Origin of the sequence: Alloacidobacterium dinghuense, from assembly GCF_014274465.1 — a bacterium.
Taxonomy (GTDB): Bacteria; Acidobacteriota; Terriglobia; order Terriglobales; family Acidobacteriaceae; genus Alloacidobacterium; species Alloacidobacterium dinghuense.
In genome coordinates, this window is the sequence record NZ_CP060394.1 from 5,264,428 (window position 1) to 5,288,220 (window position 23,793).

General features: G+C 54.0%; 18 protein-coding genes and 1 pseudogene. 9 read left to right on the plus strand and 10 right to left on the minus strand.

Going from position 1 to position 23,793, the window contains the following annotated elements; all coding sequences use genetic code 11:
- Positions 1 to 186: 186 nt before the first annotated feature.
- From H7849_RS22050 to H7849_RS22060, 3 genes are all read right to left on the minus strand, one after another.
- Positions 187 to 897, minus strand: coding sequence for an IS110 family transposase (locus H7849_RS22050; RefSeq protein ID WP_251106405.1), 711 nt, complete (start codon positions 895 to 897; stop codon positions 187 to 189).
- A 173-nt stretch (positions 898 to 1,070) separates the two neighbouring features.
- Complete coding sequence (locus H7849_RS22055; protein ID WP_186742575.1) at positions 1,071 to 1,667, minus strand: transposase; 597 nt, start codon at positions 1,665 to 1,667, stop codon at positions 1,071 to 1,073.
- Between the two features lie 497 nt (positions 1,668 to 2,164).
- Complete coding sequence (locus H7849_RS22060; protein ID WP_186742577.1) at positions 2,165 to 3,046, minus strand: NHL repeat-containing protein; 882 nt, start codon at positions 3,044 to 3,046, stop codon at positions 2,165 to 2,167.
- A 158-nt stretch (positions 3,047 to 3,204) separates the two neighbouring features.
- Between H7849_RS22060 and H7849_RS26955 the strand changes: the two are divergent.
- Together H7849_RS26955 and H7849_RS22065 are read left to right on the plus strand one after the other, a co-directional pair.
- Positions 3,205 to 3,400: pseudogene (locus H7849_RS26955) on the plus strand (IS5-like element ISCARN71 family transposase); the annotation flags it as partial.
- A gap of 418 nt (positions 3,401 to 3,818) precedes the next feature.
- Positions 3,819 to 7,637, plus strand: coding sequence for a TonB-dependent receptor domain-containing protein (locus tag H7849_RS22065; protein WP_186742579.1), 3,819 nt, complete (start codon positions 3,819 to 3,821; stop codon positions 7,635 to 7,637).
- Positions 7,638 to 7,701: 64 nt separating this feature from the next.
- Here the strand turns inward: H7849_RS22065 and H7849_RS22070 are convergent, their stop codons facing one another.
- Both H7849_RS22070 and H7849_RS22075 read right to left on the minus strand, forming a co-directional pair.
- Positions 7,702 to 10,611 carry a protein kinase domain-containing protein gene (locus tag H7849_RS22070; protein ID WP_186742580.1) on the minus strand — a complete coding sequence of 970 codons (2,910 nt, stop codon included), beginning with the start codon at positions 10,609 to 10,611 and terminating at the stop codon, positions 7,702 to 7,704.
- 2 nt (positions 10,612 to 10,613) lie between these two features.
- On the minus strand, positions 10,614 to 11,186 hold the full coding sequence (locus H7849_RS22075) for an ECF-type sigma factor (protein WP_186742582.1): 573 nt from the start codon (positions 11,184 to 11,186) through the stop codon (positions 10,614 to 10,616).
- A 203-nt stretch (positions 11,187 to 11,389) separates the two neighbouring features.
- Here H7849_RS22075 and H7849_RS22080 point away from each other — a divergent pair, with 203 nt between their 5' ends.
- A complete protein-coding gene (locus H7849_RS22080; protein ID WP_186742584.1) occupies positions 11,390 to 12,298 on the plus strand; it encodes an aspartyl protease family protein in 909 nt (302 codons plus the stop codon).
- An 893-nt stretch (positions 12,299 to 13,191) separates the two neighbouring features.
- On the plus strand, positions 13,192 to 13,455 hold the full coding sequence (locus tag H7849_RS22085; protein WP_186742586.1) for a hypothetical protein: 264 nt from the start codon (positions 13,192 to 13,194) through the stop codon (positions 13,453 to 13,455).
- 145 nt (positions 13,456 to 13,600) lie between these two features.
- On the opposite strand, the gene H7849_RS22090 is transcribed toward H7849_RS22085, so the two are convergent.
- Both H7849_RS22090 and H7849_RS22095 read right to left on the minus strand, forming a co-directional pair.
- Positions 13,601 to 17,668 (minus strand): chemotaxis protein CheB, encoded by a 4,068-nt coding sequence (locus H7849_RS22090; RefSeq protein WP_186742588.1) that lies wholly within the window; start codon positions 17,666 to 17,668, stop codon positions 13,601 to 13,603.
- A 234-nt stretch (positions 17,669 to 17,902) separates the two neighbouring features.
- Entirely contained in the window at positions 17,903 to 18,268 is a 366-nt protein-coding gene (locus tag H7849_RS22095) for a response regulator (protein ID WP_251106406.1), read from the minus strand.
- 338 nt (positions 18,269 to 18,606) lie between these two features.
- On the opposite strand from H7849_RS22095, the gene H7849_RS22100 reads away from it, so the two are divergent.
- Positions 18,607 to 19,299, plus strand: a complete 693-nt coding sequence (locus tag H7849_RS22100; protein ID WP_186742592.1) for a sensor histidine kinase — start codon at positions 18,607 to 18,609, stop codon at positions 19,297 to 19,299.
- 105 nt (positions 19,300 to 19,404) lie between these two features.
- On the opposite strand, the gene H7849_RS22105 is transcribed toward H7849_RS22100, so the two are convergent.
- A complete protein-coding gene (locus H7849_RS22105; protein ID WP_186742594.1) occupies positions 19,405 to 19,629 on the minus strand; it encodes a DUF3185 domain-containing protein in 225 nt (74 codons plus the stop codon).
- Positions 19,630 to 20,065: 436 nt separating this feature from the next.
- Here H7849_RS22105 and H7849_RS22110 point away from each other — a divergent pair, with 436 nt between their 5' ends.
- Both H7849_RS22110 and H7849_RS22115 read left to right on the plus strand, forming a co-directional pair.
- The gene (locus H7849_RS22110) at positions 20,066 to 20,458 is read left to right on the plus strand and encodes a BON domain-containing protein (protein WP_186742595.1); all 393 of its coding nucleotides are present in this window, start codon (positions 20,066 to 20,068) and stop codon (positions 20,456 to 20,458) included.
- Between the two features lie 58 nt (positions 20,459 to 20,516).
- Complete coding sequence (locus H7849_RS22115) at positions 20,517 to 21,176, plus strand: DUF3341 domain-containing protein (protein ID WP_251106407.1); 660 nt, start codon at positions 20,517 to 20,519, stop codon at positions 21,174 to 21,176.
- 192 nt (positions 21,177 to 21,368) lie between these two features.
- Here H7849_RS22115 and H7849_RS22120 read toward each other — a convergent pair whose 3' ends face one another.
- Positions 21,369 to 21,833 (minus strand): ferritin-like domain-containing protein, encoded by a 465-nt coding sequence (locus H7849_RS22120; RefSeq protein WP_251106408.1) that lies wholly within the window; start codon positions 21,831 to 21,833, stop codon positions 21,369 to 21,371.
- A gap of 822 nt (positions 21,834 to 22,655) precedes the next feature.
- Between H7849_RS22120 and H7849_RS22125 the strand changes: the two genes are divergently transcribed.
- Positions 22,656 to 23,027 (plus strand): inorganic diphosphatase, encoded by a 372-nt coding sequence (locus H7849_RS22125; protein ID WP_186742597.1) that lies wholly within the window; start codon positions 22,656 to 22,658, stop codon positions 23,025 to 23,027.
- Complete coding sequence (locus H7849_RS22130; protein ID WP_186742599.1) at positions 23,017 to 23,187, plus strand: inorganic diphosphatase; 171 nt, start codon at positions 23,017 to 23,019, stop codon at positions 23,185 to 23,187. Before H7849_RS22125 ends, H7849_RS22130 begins: the two co-directional genes overlap by 11 nt.
- A 273-nt stretch (positions 23,188 to 23,460) precedes the next feature.
- Here H7849_RS22130 and H7849_RS22135 read toward each other — a convergent pair whose 3' ends face one another.
- Positions 23,461 to 23,787 carry a low affinity iron permease family protein gene (locus tag H7849_RS22135; RefSeq protein WP_251106409.1) on the minus strand — a complete coding sequence of 109 codons (327 nt, stop codon included), beginning with the start codon at positions 23,785 to 23,787 and terminating at the stop codon, positions 23,461 to 23,463.
- Positions 23,788 to 23,793 lie beyond the last annotated feature (6 nt).

The following is a 23,793-nucleotide window of genomic DNA, read 5'->3' on the forward strand; positions in this document are numbered from 1 at the left end:
CTGATCGGGATCTATCGCCGCGCACCTTTGCCTCTCGGCGGGTGGTTCCTGCTCTCTTGCAGAACCGGACATCCATTTGCTGCCTAGGCTGGTAAGAGCCATCGCAGAAGATTGAGTTTGTGTTCTCTGCCAGTCCCGAAACAATGCGAAGAGAGCCTCGGGAGTTTCCTCCGTCGCCCGGGCGATTTACTGCAGGACCTGGCAGCCTGCGCACCGAATTATCTCGATGTTTTTGTTTTCCTCTCTGAGGAAACGAGATGTATCGCCCACCTCGAGCACCCAGGTCAAGGCTGTGATCGGGCCGACTCCAGGGATAGTTCTGAGCCGCTTCAACCGATCACGCAGCAGAGGATCCCGCTCCAGCGTGCGAAGCAATGTCGAGTCCAGGCGGATCGCACGATCGATCTGTTGGCGGCAAATCTTCAGTAGTGGCCGTATGTTGTCTCTCACTTCTTCGTTGGTGGAAAGCAACTCGTCGAAGTAAGCCATGCGGTGCAATCGAAGCTTGTCATAGCTGACCCCGCTTTCCATGTGCAACCCCGATACTCGGTTCTTCATTTGCGCCATCTGCTGCATCACCAGGTTTCGGTAGCGCAAGGTACGGCGCCGGTCCCGGATCTCCGTGGAAGCCATATGGCGCTCGGGCAGGAAATCGCATCGCAGGCAGTCGGCGATCCTGCTGGCATCGATCGTGTCGTTCTTCTTCTTGGCCGCGGCGATCGCTCGCAGCATCAGCGGATGCGCGACCTTCACCTTCTCTGCGTGCGGCCGCAGATGGTCATAAATCCAGCCGCTGAAGATCGTCGCTTCCATCGCCATCGTGCGCGGTTGTGGAAGGGTTCTGATCCACGCATCCAACTCGGTCCGCGTCGATCCGATCCTGCCTTCCTGATGCACACAACCAGCCGCGTCCTTCACGCAGTAGCTGATCGTCTTCTTGTGAACATCCAGTCCGATGTAGTACATGTCGTCTCTGAGGAGCCTCCGAGGTTGTTCTCTGAATCAGCTGCCGCTGAGTTCAGCTTCTTGTAACACCTCGTGCTCCTCTTCGACTCCTGATGAACACCTCGCTAAAGTGTTGTACCTGTTGCAGGGGCCAAGTAGAAGCCCAGTGCAGCAGCTTGTTGTCGAAGTCGATTTTCGGCGCGAGTTCTTGATGCGATGTCGGCCCTCTGGAAGACCTCTTCGGTATAGGGCTGCTTCGTTGAGAGAAGGTGGTAGACGATGCGTGCGAGCTTGTGGGCCGTGGCAGTAACCGCGGCAGGCGCCCCCAATCTCCATTTGGCCTTCCGATAAAATTCGCCGAGATGGTTGTTGGCGTGATATAGGCACTGTGCTCCGAGACGGAGAGCGATGGCAGCCCTGTTCTTTACGTGCCTCGTTTGCGAGTGGAGGACCTTGCCTCCGCTGACCTTCTTTTCCGGGCACAGTCCTAACCAAGATCCAAACGCAGATGCATTTCTAAAACGCGAAACGTCGGGTCCGATTTCCATGATGATTGTGTGTGCTGTCAGGGTGCTAAGCCCAGGTACGTCCGTAAGGTCGACCCCAGCGATTCGATACAGTTCGGACTTGAGATCGAATGCCGGCTCGTTTCCGGCTCGCTGGTATATACGCTTCTTCGTCCCAGAAGGTCGTTTCGGTTGCGCATTCGCCGATCTAGGCATAGCTCGCAAGTGCTTCTCCTTCTGGGCTCTTGTGAAGATCTCATGCATCTCCCTTTTCACTGGCGCCTGCGGCCCGAGGTTACGAAGAATGCAAACTCCTGAACGGGATCGCTGCCGCGGCAGACGTCACCACTGACCCTTACGTGTCCTCGGACCCACGCTTAGCAACGGGCTCTCATACACACCAGTGTCAACACGGCTGGAACTGTCGCAGGCGACAGTATTGCTAGTATCGCTGCTACGTGTTCCTCTCGTGCCTTTTGGGACGCCCCATCCCACCGCTTTGCATTCAAACAATGCGTACTCTGAGTGGTGTCGATCACTTTCGCTCACTCGCAATGACGAAAACTGCGGCTGATCGGGTCAGTATTGGTCTCGTACGGGGTCGTAGCCGGGGAAGACCATCAGTGGCTTAACGTCGAATTGAGAAATGGCGGTCCTTTTCCGTTTAGGTCATCACCCCGACCTCAGAAATGGGAGTGACGCCACGAGTCTCATCACGGCAGCGGGTCCGCCAACACGAGGCCGGTGGAAAGACCAAAGGGCATGGCGGCGACCGCACACTCAAAACCTGTTTTGGGATCGATCACATAGAGACCAGAGGCACCAGTGAAGTCGGTCGCATATAATTTGCCGTCCCGGGCGAAAGCCAACCCCATCACGGTGTTACTTCCCACCAGATTAACGATCTTCGTGGCTGCGCCGGTTTCAGGATTGATGCGATACAGGATCGCAGGAACATAAGAAGGGTTGAGAGTGGTCGTCACCCCGTACAGGCTCCCGCGACGATCGAACGCCAGGTCCATAAAGTATTGAGGTGCGCCCGTTGAACCGATGCGGGTAAACGCCCCCGTGACCTCATTGACTGTATACAGCGAGTTGAAATTCGGGTCTGAGCTGGAACAGTCGGTGTTCAGATCGTTCGGGTTACCGTTCGGATAACAACCTCCCACCGCGTACAGAGTCCCATCGGGACCGAAAGCCATGGCCATGACGGCGAGCCCGGGAACGGGAACACCGAACAGCGTGGCCAGTCCGGTTTTCGTATCGAAGCTGGTGAGCTGCTGGGTCCCAAAAAGTATGCCGCACATGCTGAGCGGTGTCCCGGAGGGCGACATCGCCAGCGTGGCACAGCCCGTTTTGATTGGTCCAATGTCGGTCGTGGTGATCTTCCTGCCGGTCACTTCAATCGCCCACATCTCCCTCTCTCCAGGAGGAGAAGCAAGGGTATAGAAGACATGCCTGGTTTGATCGTCGTTCGCTGCGGGAGTCGCAGCCAGAACGCCTTTGGACGGTAGCACACCTGTCGTCGCTGTCACGATGAACAGGCACAAGCCATTGGATAGCAGGTTTCTTCTTGAGAACAATTTTCCAAACATGGTGACATCCTCCTCGAAAGAGACTTGGAAGCAACAGGAATCCGGCGCTGGAATCGGCGTCGCACTCGCAGGAAGCCGCACTCTCTCACTAAGTAAAAGGAGATTCCGAGAGAATTCGGCTCAGCGGTGCCCGATCTTTTTCGGGCTTGGGCCAGCCCGGCGATGCCACCAGCCGGAGTCGCCGCAGGCTCATCGAGAAGGGCTTTGGATGGCTGAAGCAAACCGGTCTGTTGCTCTAGGTGAAGCTGCGCGGATTGGAGAAAGTGGATTGGCTGTTCATCTTCCGTTGTGCGGCGCCTTCTGATCCGACTCCCAGGACTGATCGCGCGACGAGCTTCGGCAGGACTCAAGCAGTTTTCAACCCGCCTAAAAACCCAAATTCACAATAAACCCACCGCGTTCAGACGAATTTCAACAAGCGCCTAGAGGCACAATGCTGTTTTTTCCGGCAATAGGTCTATCTTCTTTAGGTGACAAACAAGAGCCGGGAAGGCTAGATGTACCTTCTTAGTCGCCGTGAGCCTTCTGTCACACGCTTTTGTCCGTCAGGTTGCTGGTTCTTTTTTTATTTCCACCACGGTTTCTCTGGCATATCCTTGTTTGCGTTTCCGCGAGGTTCTGCAGATGGCTGACGTTTCCGCGATTTAAGAGGGCCGGTGGCGAGAACCATTCCACTTCGCATGAGAGCAACAGTACACGATTATCTCCATGATTATCGGAGTCCTCTCATGAAGTAGCCTGAGGGTTCAGAACCGAAGACACGGAACTAAATATGCGGTCAACCGCATGGCGCGTGACGAAGTCTGTACAGGAAGCGGGGAAAGCGCTCAATACATACTGGCTCTTAGCTCCTCTAATCACCTGTCTCTTGCTATTGGATTCTCCGCCCTGCTCGCATGCCCAAGTACTAAGTGGTATTACAGGTACAATTACCGATGCTACTGGGAACTTCATTGACGGCGCGAACGTCACCGCAATCAATACTGCCACAGGGGTAACGAGCCATACTGTCACCACGTCGTCCGGCACTTACCTAATCACAGACCTGATCCCGGGCGTTTATTCGGTAAGGATTGAGATGCCGGGATTCCAAACCCACATCGTGACTGGCGTCATTATAGAGCCCGGCGGCAGAAAGATCACGGTAGATGGTGCGCTCAAAATAGGCAGAGCAGAAGAGGTGGTAGAGGTCACGGCACCCTTGATCACGCTCGAAACTGAGATGCCCGAACTCGGTACCACGATCGAGCATGCATTCATTGAGGAGCTTCCCATTGAAATGGGCCAGAATCAGATTTCCACGAACCGCGGACGCCGCATCGACTCGTTTATATTTCTGACTCCCGGTGTGACGGGCGGCGAGTTCAGTCACCGGATCAACGGCGGGGTTGATTTCGCGAACGAAGTAACATTCAACGGATTGCCTTTAGTAAAAGACGAAACTCCAGGATTTCAGGAGATCATCAATCCACCCTATGAAATGGTAGACGAGGCTCGCGTTATCTCTTCGGTTTTCTCACCTCAGTATGGGCTCGGACAAGGTGTCGCAGCCTTCCAGTTTGCTTCGGGAACAAACGAATTGCATGGCTCCGCCTTTGAGGTCATGCGCAACAGCTCCTTCGATGCTCCGGGTGCCTACCCGAATCTTGATGCAAACGGAAACAAAATCACGCCGGCTGACCACGAGCACAACTTCGGTTTCTCGTTGGGCGGTCCCGTCTTCATTCCCAGGGTCTACAACGGAAAAAACAAGACTTTTTTCCACATTGATTTTGAATGGTATCGCTTGAACCAAGGCACAACGCAACTTGGAACAGTACCTACAGATGCCATGAGAAATGGCGATTTCAGCAATGACTTCTTCTTCAATACCCTTCCAACTGGTCAGGTTGTGCCACAACAGATACAGATCTACGTCCCACAGGCTTGGGCCAACAATCCTTCCTTAATACCTCCGGGGTGCAGCCTTGCCGCTCACGGTTATGTTCCGGGACAGCAGTTTCCCGGCAACAAGATCGATCCAAGTTGCTTCAGTCCAATCTCGCAGCAAATTCTGGCGCTCATTCCTCACTCCAATAATCCTCGAACTCCGAACCCAAACCAAAACAACATTTTTACAGGGGTCTCGAGTTTTCCCACGCGCGAATTCGAGCCCGGCTTCTCGATTGATCACAACCTGACGGAGGCGCAGAAAATTCATGGGTCTTATTGGCGGGCTCCTTATACGTCTTACATACCGGGCTTTTCGTTCCCCGCCGATAATCCGCTCACGCAATTGGCAATTCTGACTACATACGGCATGGGAATTATTCTGAATTATTCCAATGCGATCAGGAGCAACCTGGTAACAACAGTCGGAGCGTTCTTTGAGAAGGACGACAACGACCTGCCTCCCGCGCCTGCCACAATACAAGCTGACGCCTTTCCATCCATTGTCGCGAACGGCAGCCAGACTCCACAGTTCACCTTCAATGCCAATAACAGTGCGCCAAAGGCGCTCACCACATTTGGGAATGTATCGTTTGCGCTACAGCATGGAAAAGGTTTAAGTGTGGCCAATAACTGGATCTACACGCAAGGCCGTCATACCTGGAACTTTGGCGCAGAATTTCGCCATAGTACTCAGCATGTTTTCGGACAGAATTGTGTCTGTAACGGGACCCTCAGCTTTAACAGCAATACGACAAGCAACAATGATCCGAACATTTCCGACTTACTGAACATCAACACCACGGGAAGCGCATTTGCCAGCTTCCTTCTAGGCAATGTCGATTCGGTGCTCCGAAGTAATGCCGCCTTGGGCAAGTTGCGGAATTTCGCTGTTTCGCCATACGTACTCGACAACATCAAGCTATCGCCGCACCTAACAGTCGATGCAGGGCTGCGCTGGGACATCCTGATTCCGTTTACTTCCGTTGGATCTGGACCTGCGGCTCAGGTTAACTTTTTTGATCCAAACGAGCCCAATCCCGGGGCAATCGGGACGGTTACTGGTCAGCCGTTACGTGGAGCTATCAGTTTACTGGGAACCTGCTCAAACTGTGCGGGCTATGACCGGGCCAATATTCATTGGGACAATTTCGGGCCTCGTCTGGGCTTGGCCTATCAGTTGAGCCAGAAAACCGTGCTTCTGTCCGGTTATGCTGTAAGCTTCCTCATCGGCGGCGCTTACGATTATGGCGATACTAAGGTTGGGGACGACCTCACCGGTCTGCTCGCCGGTTCATTGCCATCTTCGTATACCACGTCCGGTTATCCTGGTCCGGGTGCGGGACAATGGGATACAAGCTCCAGTTTTCCGCTCCCGTTTCCTCCGCCCATCCCGTTCAGCCCGACCCTTTGTAATGGTCTCTCCACCAACCAGTGCGTCAACTTCTTTTCCCGCGATCCCGGAAAGTATCCCTACAGCGAGAGCTGGAATGCAGGTATCCAACGCGAACTACCGTGGAACCTGCTTCTTTCGGTGTCGTATGTCGGCAATAGAGGCGTCCATCTGCCATCCGGACTCCAACCATGGAATCAGCTCAATCCAGACTTACTAAATTTGTGTGCAAACGATGGCGGAGCCAGCAATTGCGTGCTGGGAGACAGCTGGACCTGCACCACGCAAACCCTTGACAGTAACGGCAACCCGGCGTTTCCATGCCCCGCGCCAGTTCCGGCTCAGACCGTGCTGCAGAGACTTGGCTACGGAAAAGACAGCAACCGCTTCAACAGCGTTTATCAGAATTTCTCGAATGATTACGGCCAATCCGTGCCATTGCTGAATGCGTTAGTGCCGTATCCGCAGTACCGCGGCGCCATTCACAACAGCTTCGAGACTCAAGGGCGTTCTTCGTATAACGCGTTACAAGCGCAAGTTCAGAAGAGGTTTGCCGACGGTCTAGGGTTTCTGGTTAACTACACGCTCTCGCATTCCATGACGACTTCTGGCTTCGGATTTGGCGCTTTTGCTGTTCAGGCCTTAAACAAATACAATCTCGCCTCGGAGTATACGATTGCCGGCTACGACCAGACCCACTTCGTGAACATCAGTGGCGTCTATGAATTGCCCGTTGGTCCCGGTAAGAAGCTTCTGAGTGACGGTGGTTTTATCAAGAAAAACCTGGCAGGTGGCTGGCAGGTGAGCGGCATCCTCCAATATCAGAGTGGCTCTCCATTAGGTGTCAGCGCTAGCGGCAATCCATTGAACAATGGCTTCAATCGCGCGAATGCCGTGCCCGGGATTGAGCCGGTTATTTCCTGGAAGAATGTCGATAAGACCGATACAAGCGGTAATCCTCTTCCAGTTCTAAATCCTAAAGCGTTTTCGGATCCTGGACCGTGGGTACCGGGTAATGCACCCCGCCTGCTGGAAAGCCTGCGGCTCCCCCCGACCTACAACGAGAACATTGCACTGGCCAAGAAGTTCTTCCTGGGCGACCGCATACAGGCCGAACTCAGAATGGAGTTCTTTAACATACTCAACCGCGTGATCAGGAGTTGCATGCCGGACACAAATATCAGCGATGGAGGCTTTGGTCTCGCTCCTCAACAATGCCAGTCGAATCTTCCACGGCAAGGGCAAGCGTATTTCCGTATAAGCTTTTGAATGCTGCCGAGCATTAACGGTTCAGCATCGATTTGCAAGTGGATACCATTGCGAATGAACGAACTCAAAAATTCTCCATCATCCAAACATTCACGTTGTCGGAAAAAAATGGCATGGCTACGTGCTTACCATCGGGCGAGTGTAACGCCCAAACGATTCGCTTGCCATTTGGTTCCCAAAGCACATGCGCATTGCCATGCAAATCAATGTGGAGGAGAACGGCTCCAGGTTGAAGGCTGCACATGAAGAACCCCTTCCCGTCCGCAGCCCAATCCATACTCACAAGATTGTTCCAATGCTTGACGATGATGTGCTGCAGTGCCTGGGTCTTCAGGTTGAGCACGTAGATGTTCCCCGTTGCTGCCTGGTTGATGGCAATTCGAGTGGCATGCGGTGACAGCATCCAACCGTAGTCTCCCTTGAAGTTGGGATCCATCTTGAAGCGTCCTAATTCACGCCTCTGTTTGAGTTGCGGATCGAAGCTCGTAAAGGTAAGTTCGTTATTCTCTTCCTTCGCATACGCGCATAACTGGATTGATGGAGCAGCACAAGAAGTTAGGTCCCGAATGTCTCTGGCAATCAGTTCTTCTGGGCCTCCGGTCATGGGCACTCTAAGCAGGTCGTGGTGGGCCCATCCGACAGAGCCGGGAGACTCACGCTCAATCAGCAACCAACGTCCATCGGGGCTCGTCCGGGGAAATCCGAATTCGCCAGTGTTTTCTACCAGCACCGGCTGAGCTGCTCCCCCACTCAAAGGCTGCCGATAAATGCCCCATTTCCCGTCGCGGTTCGACGTAAAGACGACTTCACGGCTATCAGCCGTCCATCCGTTTGGGTATTCCGTACCTTCTGTCAGGCTCAAATGCCTTGGAGGGGTAATCCGAGTGCCTCCAGCTTCGACATCAGCAACATAAACCGCAGCAGAATTTGATCGTTTCGTAAAGACCAGCTTTTTGCTGTCTGCGGTTGCGGAGATGTCCTCAACGCAGAAGCCGCTGTAATGAGTAAGCTGTCGGGCATTTGATGCGAATGCACCAGTCTGTTGATCGATTCGCGCGACCCAGAAGTTGCAAGTCACGCCCTCGGTGTCCTCTTCCAGCACATACACAACACGGCCGTCGCGCAACCAATAGAGTCCGTGAATTTGCGGATTAGAGAGCACAACGTGACTGTCACCGCTTTTGAGGTCTCGAATCTCAATCGATCGTCGAGGACTCGCATCCCTCTTCTGGTAAAGTAACTTTGTTCCATCCGGCGACCACCGGACCCCCATAACAGCGCCATTCTCGCCTGCGTCGAGCAGTTTTCGCGGATTGCGGCCGTCAGCGTCCATCACCCACAGTTCGCGCCCTGTCCCGTTGGTCGCTGCGACCGATGAACCGTCAGGAGAAACACCCCAGGCAAACGCGTCCTCACGAACTTTGTGGAGTACACCGCCCATTACTGACGCCTCCCATGTAATCACGCCAGCTGAATTATCATCACTCGTTTGCGAGACTGCCAAAAAACGTGCGTTGTCTGGGAACCAGCGAATGCTCCAAGATACGTGAGCATCTCCAAATTGCGCTGGGTTAGGCATGTCACGAGTTTCACCGCTCTCGAGAGATCGAACTTGAAGACCGAAATTGTCCCCAAAAGCAAGATACTTTCCATCCCCTGAAATTTGCGGACCGACGATAGGGTTGTCGCTGGAACTCGTGGTGAGCTTTCGCTCTTTGATTTCTATGGGAGGAGAAAGGTGGGAGTACTTCCACCAGAGGAAACTAATGGCAGCTAAGAGAAGGACCAATCCTCCGCCAATGAATGTTTTCGCGCGCAGTGCCCAATGGGATGATGAAGAAGACTCGCCTGGGGCCGTGGAGATGCTCTTCAGCTCTGCGAGCATCTCAGCTGCTGTCTGGTACCGCGACTCACGGTCTTTCTCCAGCGCTTTGCGAATAATTCCTTCGAGCTTAACGGGCAACTCGGGATTCAATTCGCTCACGGGAGGCAACGTCCGATGAAGAATGGCATCCTGGACAACTGCTGCCGTATCTCCGCTAAACGCGCGCTGCCCAGTCGCCATCTCAAAAAGGACCAAGCCAAACGAAAACAGGTCGGTGCGGGAATCAACCTTTTCGCCGCGTACCTGTTCAGGCGACATGTAGCCGGCCGTACCCATCGCAATTCCAGTACGGCTTAGGCTTTGCTCAACAGAAAACTCGCGCCCGAACGCCGTCTGAGAACTGCCATGCCGATCCTCCTCGGTAGGGTCGGATGGGATATCTGTTTCAGTCTTTGCAAACTTCGCCAGCCCAAAGTCCAGTACTTTGGATTCGCCATGAAGGGTGAGGAATATATTCGCAGGCTTGAGATCGCGATGCACGATGCCGCGCCGATGGGCGGCATCGAGCGCATCGGCAACCTCGGCCGCATAGTGTAGCGTCAACTCGAGCGGGAGCCGTCCTTTTTGCAATCGCTTCGCCAGCGTCTCGCCTTCCAGGTGCTCCATGACCAGGAAGTGCGTTCCGTCCTGCTGGCCGATGTCATGTAAGGTGCAAATGTTGGGATGCTGCAGTGCCGAAATCGCCCTAGCCTCGCGTTCGAAGCGCTGCTGTCGAAACGGATCGGATGACAGCGCATGGGGGATTACCTTTATAGCTACGGTGCGATTGAGCCGTATATCTCGGCCGCGGTACACCTCGCCCATGCCTCCCGCTCCCAGGAGAGCCTGAACCTCGTAGGGCCCGAGTCGAGTTTCCGCCGCCAGCATGGTGTTGCCCGTAGCAGTAACCAGCGCGACATGGTGTGCCGCCGGAGACTCCAGAAAGTCCGGATCCAACTTGCCCTCGATGGAAAGGCACTCATCGACGTCGTTACGTAGCGACGGATCACCGGAACACTTGCTATCGAGAAACGCAGCTCTCTCTCCCGGGGGCAATTCCATCGCGCTTTGCAGGATCCCGCGAACCATCTGCCAGCGCTCCGGAGTCATGCTCAAGCCTCTCCGCTCAGCTGCTGGTAGAGCCAGATCCGCGCGGTCGACCAGTGCCGCTTCACCGTCGCCGGTGAAATACCCAGGACCTCGGCCGTCTCTTCAATCGAAAATCCGCCGAAGAAGCGGAGCTCCACAATGCGGCCTTGCTCCGAATCCAGCCGCGAGAGCTCAGTCAACGCGCGGTCCAGATCGAGCAGGTCTACAGGCTGGCCCTTCATGACCGCATGCACGTCCTCAAGGGTGCATTTGTTTAGCCCGCCGCCCCGTTTTGCCGCCCGCCTATCGCGCTCGTAACTTACAAGAATCTGGCGCATCAGCAATGCGCAAATGGCAATGAAATGCGACTTGTTCTGGAATTGTCCCCGAAACTGCTGGTGCAACCGGAGATAGGCCTCGTGGACTAGTGCCGTGGTCTGCAGCGTGCGAGCGGAGGGCGCTCTGCGCAGCTGCTGGCAGGCAACCCGGCGAAGCTCGTCGTATAGGAGCGGAATCAGGCCGCGCAGCGCATCCCGGTCGCCTTCTCCCCACTTGGCCAAGAGTGCATCAATTTCAGGCGAATCGGTTATCGGCATCGGACCTCCTTACTGAGCAGGGGTCGCGATTGGAACTACCTCGGGGAACGCGACGAGGCCGTCACGGTGCGTGCCCACATGATACTGCCGATTCCCGGTTCCGACACGACTTGTGTTGAGCCAATTCATGCGCGGATTTCCTTTTAGGAACCAGAGGTGATCTCGCGAGTCGCCTCAGCCTACCTGGCTGAGGAGTTCTGGAAATGTTCAACCTGAAGGGATTTGGATGCATCGTCTTTGCGATAACCGCAGTTGCGACTGTGACTGCTGAAACGTACTGCCCGGGAAAAGTGGCCAGTGTACCCTACCATCTCGTGAATCGGCACCAAATGGTCGTTGAAGTCTCCATCAACCATGGTGGACGCTACAGCTTCCTGCTCGACACTGGGACCCAGATGACCTTGATCGATCCCGCCATTGCCTCGTCACTCCAACTTCCTGAGTACGGCAACACAAAGGTGGCTAGTGCCGGCATGAGCTCTTCGGCCTCGTTCTCAAAGCTAGCCCTGGTGGAAACCGGCCTGCACAAGGTCACGGACTTGAAAGTGTTAGTGTACGATCTGTCGAATCTGCGGGCTACGGGACTGACCATCCAGGGCGTTCTTGGTGAGGATTTCCTCGAGCACTTCGATGTGCTGATCGACAACGTACACAAGCTGCTGTGTCTCGACAGCTCCGGAGCCATGCGCGCGGACGTAAGAGGACCGCATACGGCGCTGATCATTCCATCGGAGATCACAGACGGATCGCCCCCGCCAAACCTGATCATCGTCGAGGCTCGCCTGTCCGATGCGACGCGCCCCGTTCGCCTTATGCTCGACTCCGGTGCGAACGGCGCCATTCTCTTCAACACATCGGAGTACCTGGCTCTACGGCAAACAGCTCGTTTGCCGGGGACTGGGGTGGATGGAAGGCAGCGGATATTCTCCGTTCTGCCTCCGCAAGACGTGAAGATCGGCTCACTCAGGCTTCCCGCAGTGCCCGTCGTCAGCCTTGCCGGCACCCAGAAGGATCCACGTGGCAAGGGGTTCGATGGCGTCTTGACGATCAGCCTCTTCCGGCGGGTCTTCATTGAATATCGCGATCACTTCGCCGTTCTGGACCCGCTGTAACAGAGAGAACGCGTATCACGTGTTTCGGGATGATGGGTCATCAAATTCGGAAGCATGGATTAACAAGTTGCATTCCTATTTCTGCTCCAGCGTCTTTATATTTAAGCCGGGTTGCCGACACCGCCCTAAAGTGCCGTTAGCCGTCGATCAAATGTTGTGGCAACATAGGATCGCGTGTAAGCTAGGACGGCTTTCCATACGCGCGTGAAATCGGTCGAGTTGGTAGGCAAGAACAATACGGGAACAACCTGGGGAGGAAACCATCCCAAATGATTCCAAACGATCCTAAATGGGCGCTGCTCTAAGGTCTTTCGTATCAATCGCGCCCGCTGATTCTAAGCAACTTAGGTCCATTGGTAGGGAGCCCTGAAAAGGCCGGCGTCGGCGGTTCGATCCCGTCTCTGGCCACCACATTAAAAAAGACTTACGGGATTTTCCTCCAAGAACGCGACCCACACTTGACCCACACTCACTCTGCCGATGCCCTTTCCGCATCATGGGGAAACGCATGTTCCCCGCCTTCGAGCGCCGTATTCCGCATGGAATGCGCCACGGCTTCTTCCCCGCGACGCTGCCGGGTTCCGTCATCGCAATTCTGCTCAGTCACAGTTACATAATCTCTGGCTAGGATTTCGACATGGGAAAGCGGGAAAACCCATGTTCTCTTCCTTCGACTGACACTTCCCATGACACTTTCCCACCCGCAACAGGAAATCAAGCGGCAGGTGGTAGGAGGTTGCACTTTGCAAAATAGTGAGCAACATCGGGGCTCCACTCCTACGATAAACCGGTTTGAACGGCAACCTGGGTTACTTCCGCATAGCCCATTACTCGGGAGCTTGGGTGGTGCTTTGGAGTCGGGCGGGCATAAGATTGGGGGTGGAGATATTGAGATGCTATACAAAAAGATCAATGTCGAACTGATCGTCGTCGCTGATGAAGCCGAGGCCTTTGTCGCGGACTTGAACGCTGCGCTCGATCGACTGGAAGAGAAGCATACCCTTTTCGGGGGTGGGATCGAGACCGTCGCTTTCGAGCACACGGGAACACGGAAGAGATCAGCACTCGCGCATACGATGGCCGCAGGTGAGACGGTCGCCATCTCTCTCAGGGCTGCACGTGAGAGCGTGACTACTGCCCTCCGAGCAGTCATCTGATGTAGGCCGTTCGTAAAGACCATCCCGTCGAAGCGAAGGTCATAGAACGCGCGGAGACACTCAGCGGAAGCGGCTCGCCCGATGAGCATTCCCGGGCGGTTCGACGCGCAAACCCCTTGGCAGGAAGGCGTCTCGGCAAGAAGGTCTATGCTCTGCCAGGCAATTGGGTGGGAAGAAAGATGGAGAAACAAGTCCCGCTCTTGCCAGAACGCACGCTGCTGCGCACACGAATTGAGCCAGCCAGCCGGCTGATGATCCCGCTCGCCACCCATAGACCGAGCCCTGTACCCTGTTCTCCCTTGGTAGTAAAAAAGGGTTCAAAGATTCGAGCAACGTTGTTCTGAGGAATTCCAATGCCGCTGTCTGCGATGGTCATTCGCACCCCATCGCTCACTGGATTATTCCCGTCAAATGATCGGCGAATGCGCAGGGCGATGGTACCACCCGCAGGAACGGCCTCGATTGCATTGAGAAGCAAGGTTGACAATACCTGGCGAATCTCGCCTGGATAACTATCGATTGTGGCTCCGTCCAACACATAGTTCTTGGTTACGATAATTTCTTTTGCAAGTAGCCGCTTGGCATACAAGTCCAGGACACTATCGAATACGATCTCCAGGTTCACCGAAGTGGGCTGACTTGACTCTCGATAGAAACTCAGCGACTGCTGAGTCAGGTGTGCCACCCGGTCGAGTTCCTCCGCCGCGAGTGCTGCAAATGAGCGGTCTTGCGTATCTAGCTTTGGAGACTGCTTCAATAAAGTGACCAGATTCGTAACAGCCTGCAGGGGATTGTTAATCTCATGCGCCAGGGTGGCGGCCAAACGTCCCGCGGCAGCCAGTTTTTCCGATTTGATTAGAGCCGCTTCGGCGAGTTTGCGGTCGCTGATGTCGTAAAAGCAATTGACTGCTCCTGTGACCTCTCCGCGCTGATTATTCAGCGGACGGATATTCACCACCGCCGTGATTCGCGAGCCGTCGGGTCGCTCAATAAGCACCTCCTGGTCATGCACCTCCTGTGTTTTGCCGCTCACCACTTCCGCCATAGGGCACTCATCGTGAGGCATGAAAGTGCCGTCGGGGCGGAACATCTTAAACGAACCGCAAAAGCGCTCGTCGGTGTCTCCCGGCTCCGGCGTGCGGCCCCACAATTCCTGGGCGCGATGATTGAAATTCTGGATGACCCCGGAGGCATCACAGTAATAGACCGCGACAGGCACCAGATCAAACAAAGCGCGAAAGCGTTCTTCGCTTTCGCGCAACGCCGCCTCTGCCCGCGCCCGTTCGGTGACATCCTCGAAGGCCAGAAGAATCATCGGCTGCTCATCGTGCGCCGAAAAAAGCGTCTGCGCATTCAGGAGTATTTTTCTGGGACCAATGCTCTCAAAATCGTGCTCAACCATGAAATCATGAATGGTCTGGTGTTTCGGTAGAACCTCCTCGAGCAAGATACGCAACTTCGCGATGTTCCACTGCCCATTGCCAAGGTCATAGATAAATCTATTGACGGTCTGGTCCGCGAATACCTTGAAGGAGCTCAGAAAGGCCTCGTTCGCCATGATGACTCTGAGCTCTGCATCGAGCACCAGCAAGGGCTCGATTACGGTGTTCATCACTCCCCGGAAAAACTCCGTCGACTTTCTCAGCTGTTCATTGGCGACCTTCATGGCATCGATATCGTGCAGGGCGAGCACCACGCCATCGATTTTTTCGTCCTGTGTCCGATAGGGCAGGATGCTTAGGGAATGCCAACTGCCTTTAAGGTCGCGCACCTCACGCTCCGCCGGTTGCAGGCTCTCCAGCACCCAGGCGATCATCGATTCCATCTCGGGCGCATCAACATTAAGCTTTATATCGGCGATTGGCCGACCAATATCGGACGGAACTACCTTGAGCAGTTTGTTCGCTATCGGAGTCATGCGGCGTATGCGTGATCCGCGGTCCAGCATGACGACCGGAATCCGCGTGCTGTTCAGCAAGTTTGAGATATCGTTGCCCAATTCGTGCAGGTCATCGTTCTTCTGGCGAAGTTCCGTATTCAGCGTGTTCAATTCCTCATTGGCCGACTGGAGTTCCTCTTTCGAGGTCTCCAATTCCTCATTGGTGCTTTGCAACTCTTCGTTGGCTGAGAGGATTTCCTCATTCGCAGATTGGAACTCTTCCTTGAGGGAGTCTTCCGACTCGATAGCGGAACGCAATGCATCCTGTGCGTCGGCAAGCTCTCGTTTCAGCCGCTTCGATTCAGACTTATCTCCGGCGCTTCCTTTCGCCCTGCTACGAAAAACGTCGCTGGCGGGAATCGATTGCGGGGTAACGTCGTCAAAGAGGACCAGGAAGTGGATTTTGTGCTCAGAGCCTTTCTCCCCTAGCGGGGTGACTGAGAGGTTCAGGATTCGCTTATGACTATCCCCGTCAAAGAGGACTTGGTCCTTTCTGACCGAGGCGCCTTTTTTCCTGGCGGCACTGATTAGCGTACGGAGTTCAACAGCGAGTCCATTCCGCGCCAGTTTCAGCACATTCAGGCTGGGTCTACCAGGCGCAGGTTCCAGGTACGGAGTCGTCCGTCCCCGAAACTGAACCACTTCCATCGCGCTGTTGATGACCACTCCGACCGGGGCGTGGTTCTTCAGCACAAGACGATCGGCTTCGGCCTGCACATCGAATTCGCTGTTCGCCGGATCTTGTGACTTCGGGGCTTTGCTGGGAATATCGCGACTGATCACAGTGGGATAGTAGCTTTGAACAAAGTCATAGTGCAGCCTCGACGCAATCGCCTTCTTCGCATAGATCCTGTGCTTTTTATCCACGGTGGAGAAGAGATTCGGGAAAGCCGCAACGCTCTCTGAACCTCCTAAAACCAGAAATCCCGAAGGCTTCAGTGCATAGTGCAGGATGGGGATGATCTTCTTTTGCAGCACCGGCTGGATGTAGATGAGCAGATTGCGGCAGGCCACCAGGTTCATTTGTGAAAAAGGTGGGTCGATGGCCAGGTTTTGCCGGGCAAAGACGCACATATCGCGCACTGCTTTGTTGACACGATAGCCGCCCTCAATCTTGACGAAGAATCGCTGCATGCGCTCCTGCGATATCTCGTCTGCAATGCTCTCCCGATACAGGCCCGAGCGCGCTTTCTGAATGCCTTTCTCGTTCAAGTCAGTTCCAAAGATCTGTATCTGAAAGCTTGCGGCCTTATCACCCAGGAATTCGAGCAAGGTCATAGCCAGGGAATAAGTCTCCTCGCCGGTGGAGCAGCCCGGCGCCCACATGCGGATGGCGCCTTTGTTGCCCTTGTCTTTCACAATGGCGGGATAGACCTGGGCCTTCAGGGCCTCGAAAGCCTCGAAATCGCGGAAAAAGCTGGTCACAGGGATGAGCACGTCGTCGTAGAGCTTTGGTCCCTCTTCGGGATGCTCCTTTAGATACCTCGCATATTCACCAAGCGTGTTCAGTTTCAGGATCACTGTGCGCCGCAGCGCACGCCGGTGAATGGTATTGGGCTTGTACTGATGGAAATCCACCCCGCTCGCCTTCCGCAGCTGGTCAAGGATGGCTGCGAAAGCCTCCTCTTGCGGGGGAGGGGCCACGGAATCCTCTAATTCTTTGCTTTGCTCTTCTGCACCTCGTTCCTCCTGGCGTATATACGGATGTCGTTGAATCCTTTGCAGTTCTTTCGCGATCTCTCTGGGTGGCAAAACGAAGTCCACGCACCCGGAATCGATGGCGCTGCGTGGCATGCCATCGTATTTGGCGGTTTCAGGGTCCTGGGCAAAGGTGATGCCTCCTTCCGCCTTGATGCTCTCTAAGCCGAGAGTGCCGTCGGCCCCCGTGCCAGAAAGGATGACTCCAATTGCCCCGCTTTTGCGCTCTTCCGCCAGCGAACGCATGAAGAAATTGACCGAGAGATGCTGGCCCGAACCCTTGTTTCGCGGCGTCAGTCTGAAGGTCGCAGCGGTAATTGCCATGAACGCGTCCGGCGGAATCACGTACACATGATTTGGTTTTATCCTGCCCCCCGACTTGACCTCATCGACCGGCAGTTTGGTCGCCTTGGAAAGGATTTCCGCCAACAGGCTATGATGGCTGGGATCGAGGTGCTGAATCAGGACGAACGCCATTCCGGTATCTACCGGTAGCGCATGAAAGAATTCCTTGTATGCCTCCAGCCCACCCGCAGAGGCTCCGATCGCTACTACGGGAAAGGAATCGCTGGGCAAACTGGCGCTCTTTCTTGCGGATGTTCTTTTCGATGATGAAGCGGATTTGGATACGCTCGATTTCATCTTCGCGTTAGCCCTTTTCATTCGGTGCACCTTGCAGCACGCGAAGTATTCAAGCCTCTCAGCAGAAGGCCCGGATCGTCACAGGGAGTATCCTACAGAACGCTATTTAGAACAAACTCGTGCGCTTCTCTCCGCATACAGATTATTGAGATGCTGAAAGTGGCCCCTTCATTCTTCCGCATTTTCTGGGGGTACGACCCGTTTGATGGCTGCGAGAAGGTCGGCAGGATGGACGGGTTTCAGAAGTAACTCGAAATCATGGCCCTGTTCCCGAGCGGCTCGAAGAAGGTCGGCCGTTGCAGCTTGTCCGGAAAACAGCAGGATCTTGCAGTCAGGATGGAACGCCCGTAACTTGATGGCAAGTTCCACCCCTGACATCTCCGGCATCATGACATCGGAAATGAGCAAATCAGGAGGCGTCGAAGCCGCCTCCGTCAATGCTTCCAGGGGATTTATAAAAGATTCCGCTAAAAAGCCGCTTTGCCTCAGAAGGACGGCGAGCGATTGAGCGATCACCTTTTCGTCATCGACCACGAAGACTCGTAAGCTATTCCGATTCTGCAATGTAAATCCTCTCCGGAGCAATTATCTGGGTACAGGACGTCGGGACCCTCTTGAAGAATACTCCCGGGGGTTGCCCTTGCAATCCCCCAGAATCTTAGAGGCGTGCCCTATGTGAATTCACGGTCTCCGATCTTACCTGATTTCGAAATCAATCCAACCGAAAGTCCTAATTCGTACTCAGACAAGACAGGGTGTAAATGCAGCAGGCACGCCAAACTAGAAATGGGCTATTCATGCATGAGGCGAGCCAGACGGACCTTAAGCAAAGACTTCGGCAGGTAGAAGGGGCTCTCGAACAGTGCCAGAGGATGGCTTTAGCGAGCCGCTTGGCTGGTGCGCTGATGCACGAAGTCAATAATCCACTCGAAGCCATCACCAATCTCGTATATCTCACCAAACTCCGCAAGGACGATCCTGCCTTGGTCTGGGAGAACATGGGGATTATCGAGCAGCAGCTAGCCATCCTCAGCAAGGTGACAAGCCAGGCTCTGACATTTCATCGCACACAGGCCGAGGCCCAGAATTGGGATCTGGTAGCCATCGCAGAATCCGCCCTGAAACTGCACGCCGACAAGATTACGCGACACGGAGTAACCGTCGACTCTAGATTTCAACGGCCTGCCGTGACCCGAGCTTTTGGGACTGAGATTTTGCAGGTAGTCTCGAATCTCATTTTGAACGCATTGGATGCCCTGCCGCGAGAAAACGGCAGGCTCTCTTTCCGTGTGAGGACTCATGGAGAAGCGATTCATATAACACTCGCGGACAATGGAAGCGGCATCCCTGCACATGTAGCGCAGCGGCTCTTCGAACCCTACATGACGACCAAAACGCAAGGAACCGGCCTCGGCCTTTGGTTATCGCAACGAATCATTGTCAAACACAGTGGCACGTTGCGTTTCCGGACCTCCCAGAAACCAGGGCGAAACGGGACTACATTCCGTATTACTCTTCCCTTGATTTCATTGAGCAGGCCGGAACCGGCGAAGATGACGGCCTGATGGAAAAGCCCCGCCGGAGCGGGTCTTTCAGCGGGGAACAGAACTAGGCGATCGAACGACCACGATCTAGGGAGGGCTACGTGAATCAGTTACGAGGTTGGAAGCTTATGCCTTAGCGCGAACTCCAGCGACGACTAATCCGACTCCAGCGATCAAGGAGATGGTACTCAAGATCGGCGAGATAGGTACAGTACTGGTCTCATTATGCGAAACCTGAACAGGGCCCACGTCCACATCTTTCTTCTGATGCGTGAAACTGATTCCACCCACGGCAAAACCGACGATTGCCAGGACGACAAGGAGAATTCCGACTACGGTAGTTGTTTTCATGATTGCCTCAGTAGTGGGATGCAATCTATCGCCGCTTCCTAACGAGTCAGAAGAAGTATTCTGCATCCACTAACCAGAACGGTCTATGTCCAGAACGGTTGAAAGCAGCATTTAAATGGCCTGACCAATCTATCGATGCTCTCCGTGAGATGTAGAGAGCCAGCTTACAGTGTGGGAGTTAGACCCCCTGCAAGAAATCGATTATTTACCAAATAAATTGACCGGTTAATTTCAGCTGGCAGGCCGACTTCAAGGTTTTAGTAAAAGCTCCGCGCTCCTGCACGCGTTCATTCAAAGGACATTTCTCCGACAGTACAACTCCGTCGCCTAATTAGTCCATCTGAGTTAATGACTGCGTTTAAACGAGAGGGCCGTCTTACATACAGCCAGCCTACGGAGCCTCTGTTCAGCAATCAGAATTGGGAAGGTTCCAACTATGACTTTACTGCGTTTTGGTATCGTGGCTTCCGCCGCGATCGCCATCTCATGTTCGACCAGCATTCCTTTTGTATTACAAGCATCTGCGCAGACCGATAGCGCACAAACAGCACCCGACAATACGAAGAGCAACAAAGATCACGCACAAACAGCAGATAGCCAGTCGAACGCTAAAGCCGACCGCCAAATTACGGCAAGTGTTCGTAAGACGATTTTGGCGGATAAAGATCTCTCGACGTACGCCCACAATATCAAGATCGTCACGCTTAATGGCGCGGTCACGCTCAAAGGCCCCGTCAAATCAGAGGACGAGAAGCAAAAGATCGCCTCCGATACCGCGAGCGTTGTTTCTGCTGACCAAATCACCAATGAGCTCACCGTCAAACAGTAGAAGCACTATCCATGTTAATTCAGATCTACGCTGCATTTAGCAGCAGAGGAGCAGCATCATGTCCAGCAAAAATACAGCCGTCTTCGGCATCTACGCTACGGCAGCTACGGCAGAAGCCGCTGTCGATCACTTGATTGCCAGAGGCTTCACAAACTCTGCCATCTCCGTCCTTCTTCCTGACGACGAGAGCACTCGTGCATTTGCCCACGAAAAGAGCACCAAAGCACCAGAGGGAGCAGCGACAGGCGTAACAACTGGCGGCGTCGTCGGAGGGACTCTCGGGCTATTAGCGGGAATCGGGGCTCTTGCAATCCCAGGTGTCGGCCCGCTCATTGCAGCTGGCCCCATCATGGCGGCCCTTGCAGGCTTGGGCGTCGGCGGGGCGGTAGGCGGCATCGTTGGAGCGCTGGTAGGTATGGGCATTCCTGAATACGAAGCGAAACGATACGAAGGTGCCGTGAAGGGTGGAGGCACATTACTTTCAGTGCATTGTGATACCTCCGAGCAGGTTGACGTCGCCAAGACTTCTCTCAAGGAAACAGGTGCAAAAGATATCTCGTCCACTGGGGAAGCGGCGTCAAAGGACACAGCAGGTGGCCGGGAAACCTTTGGAAATATCTCTGAACCCTCAGCAGTCCCGGCCCATGCCCGGGGAGGGGAGATAGTTGACGTAGATCGCGACGAGGTTCTCGAACCCGCCACGACAAGGAAACTCTGAGCTCGAAGATCGATACCGAAAACGGGGTCGCGCCTTAGCGACCCCGTTTTCTTCTATCCCATCTCATCACGATCCTTTGGGAAAATCGCCTAAATGGGGGCAGGATTTGGACGACCTTCAGCTTAGTGTCGCGAAATCTATGTCCAAATTGCTGTGACCGCATTTGCTACTCAGAACAAAATCTAAAATGGGCTAGTCAGCGATTCCAGGATTAGGTGGATCGATTCCGAGCGCGGTCGCCAGCGCGATCAGATGATCCTGTTCCTGAACCAGGATATTGCGAAGGCTCTCCGTGATGGCAAACTCATTGAGCTCGTCCGACTGTTTTATACGGCGACGGTATTGACGGATTGTTTCTTTCTCGTTCTCCAGATCGAATCGAAGCATTTCTTCAGCCTTCTCCGAGGTCTTGACGGGCTTGGGAGTGACGCAAGGCATGCCGCCTAGATAGTCGATATGATTGGCCACCTGCAGCGCATGAGAAAGCTCTTCGGCGGCGTGAACTGCCAGCTCGTCGGCGATATTCATGTATGCAGCCCCTTTGAGCACTTGCGAATAATTCACGTACGAGATGATTGCCTGGTATTCCCGGGAAAGATCTTCATTGAGTGCGTCGATTAGCTTCTCACGGTTCATCTTGCCATTCTTAGTCGTCACTTTTTGGTTCCTTTCAGTTAGTCGAGATCTTCATCTCGCACCGTAGCAGCAGAAGCTGAGGCTTTTCTATTTCGACCAGATGTACGGGGCGCTCTCCGCTTTGCGGGCTGTTTTGCGACTGCTCTTCCCATCGCATCATTGACAGTCTGCTCAAGCTCGTCTTGGGGAACGCCCTTCTTCACGGCCTTTTTGACAGCCTTGTCGAGCTTTTGCACTGCTTTTTTTCGCGCTTTGACTGAGCTCTTTTTTGCCATATCGGGAACATCCTCGGTCTGTATGATGCCCACGTTTGACGTTTCGCTGGCGATTTATCTACTGAGATGTCCTAAATCAACCGGTATGAACCGTTTCCGCATCTGACGCTTCAGGGCTGCGATGATCACTCCTGTCGTTCATGAAGCCGAATGGATGTCACTTTTGTCGGATTTGCCACGTTGGCAACCACCCGACAAACTGACGGTCGTTATCTCCCCTCATCCTGACGATGAGACGTTAGGTACACGCGAACGTGTGGGCCACAGAAACGTATCTCGCCGCCGCAGGACGAGAAATTGATGAATCATACTCGGACTGTAACGCCGCATTGTTTTGCCAGAGCTTATGGTCTCCATCCACAGACAATGGTCGGCGAGACATCCTGTCGCTATCACGAGCTGGACCTGTATTTACGTCAATCCCATGCAGAGCGAGATCTGGAATCTCTCGGCCGCAATTTATTCACAGGAGGGCCATTGGGGTTGAATAAGCATTTCTATCTAACCGTATTTCGCCATCCCATGTAACAGTAAGCAGGTATGTGAAGGCGCCAGAGAGGTGTGACAAATGAAGTCTTTGACGGATCCAACAAAGTTGAAACCGATTAATAAGAAGGATGACCTTCTTCAGGTCATTATTGAAACTCCAGCTGGCAGCCGAAACAAATTCGCATACGATCCGGACCAGGGTATTTTCGCGCTCAAGAAAGTTCTGCCGGCAGGCATGGTGTTCCCCTACGACTTCGGCTTTCTACCTCAAACCATCGCTCCAGACGGTGATCCGCTGGATGTGCTTCTGCTGATGGACGAGCCCGCATTCCCAGGTTGCGCCGTTCACGCTCGACTCATCGGAGTTATCGAGGGCGAACAGCTCGACGGCAAAAAGAAAATTCGGAATGATCGTTGTCGCTGTTGCCGAAGCCAATCACATGTACGCTAACGTGCGAAAGTTGAAGGACCTTCCTGCCAAATGGATAAAGGAACTCCAGGATTTCTTCGTGAACTATCACAACCTCGAAGGCAAGAAATATCGATTGCTTGGATGCAAAGGCGAAGACACGGCATTTCGCTTGATCAAGGAAGCAAAAAGGGCGGCCTAATTAGCACTTTCCCGGATAGAGCCCGATGGATCGAATCTCAGATCTCACTCTCACGTTCTCACGAGGTTCGGCATCCTATTTAAGGAGACTTTGTCGTGATGAACAGAATGCAAATCGAAGCGAGCGTCTCAAGGGAAACGGAAGCCATCCTGGCCTTACAGGTACATCTGAAATCCAGTAGGTTGTCGAAACTGCGGAGAGGTCAACTCGAGGTCGATCTCTACAATCGGATACACAAGCGATACATTGCGGTCCAGGCTCTAAAGCAATTCCTCAGTCGTTAACATCTGCCATCTTGCCGGAACGAGCTTGACTTTCTCGCTGATTGCATTCTCCCTTGATCTTTTCGTACTTCGCGTGAAGTTCATCGAGTTCCAGATCGCTCAGGTTTTCGATATCGATCATCTGGTCACGTGCTTTATCAATAGAGCGTATCAACTCGTTGAGTTTGAGATTGATTGCCCGGGCATCTCGATTCTGGGTGTTTTGAATGAGAAAGACCATCAAAAAGGTTACGATCGTTGTTCCTGTGTTGATTACGAGCTGCCAGGTATCGGAGAAATGAAAGATCGGACCGAGTACAGCCCAGATCACGATCACCAGTCC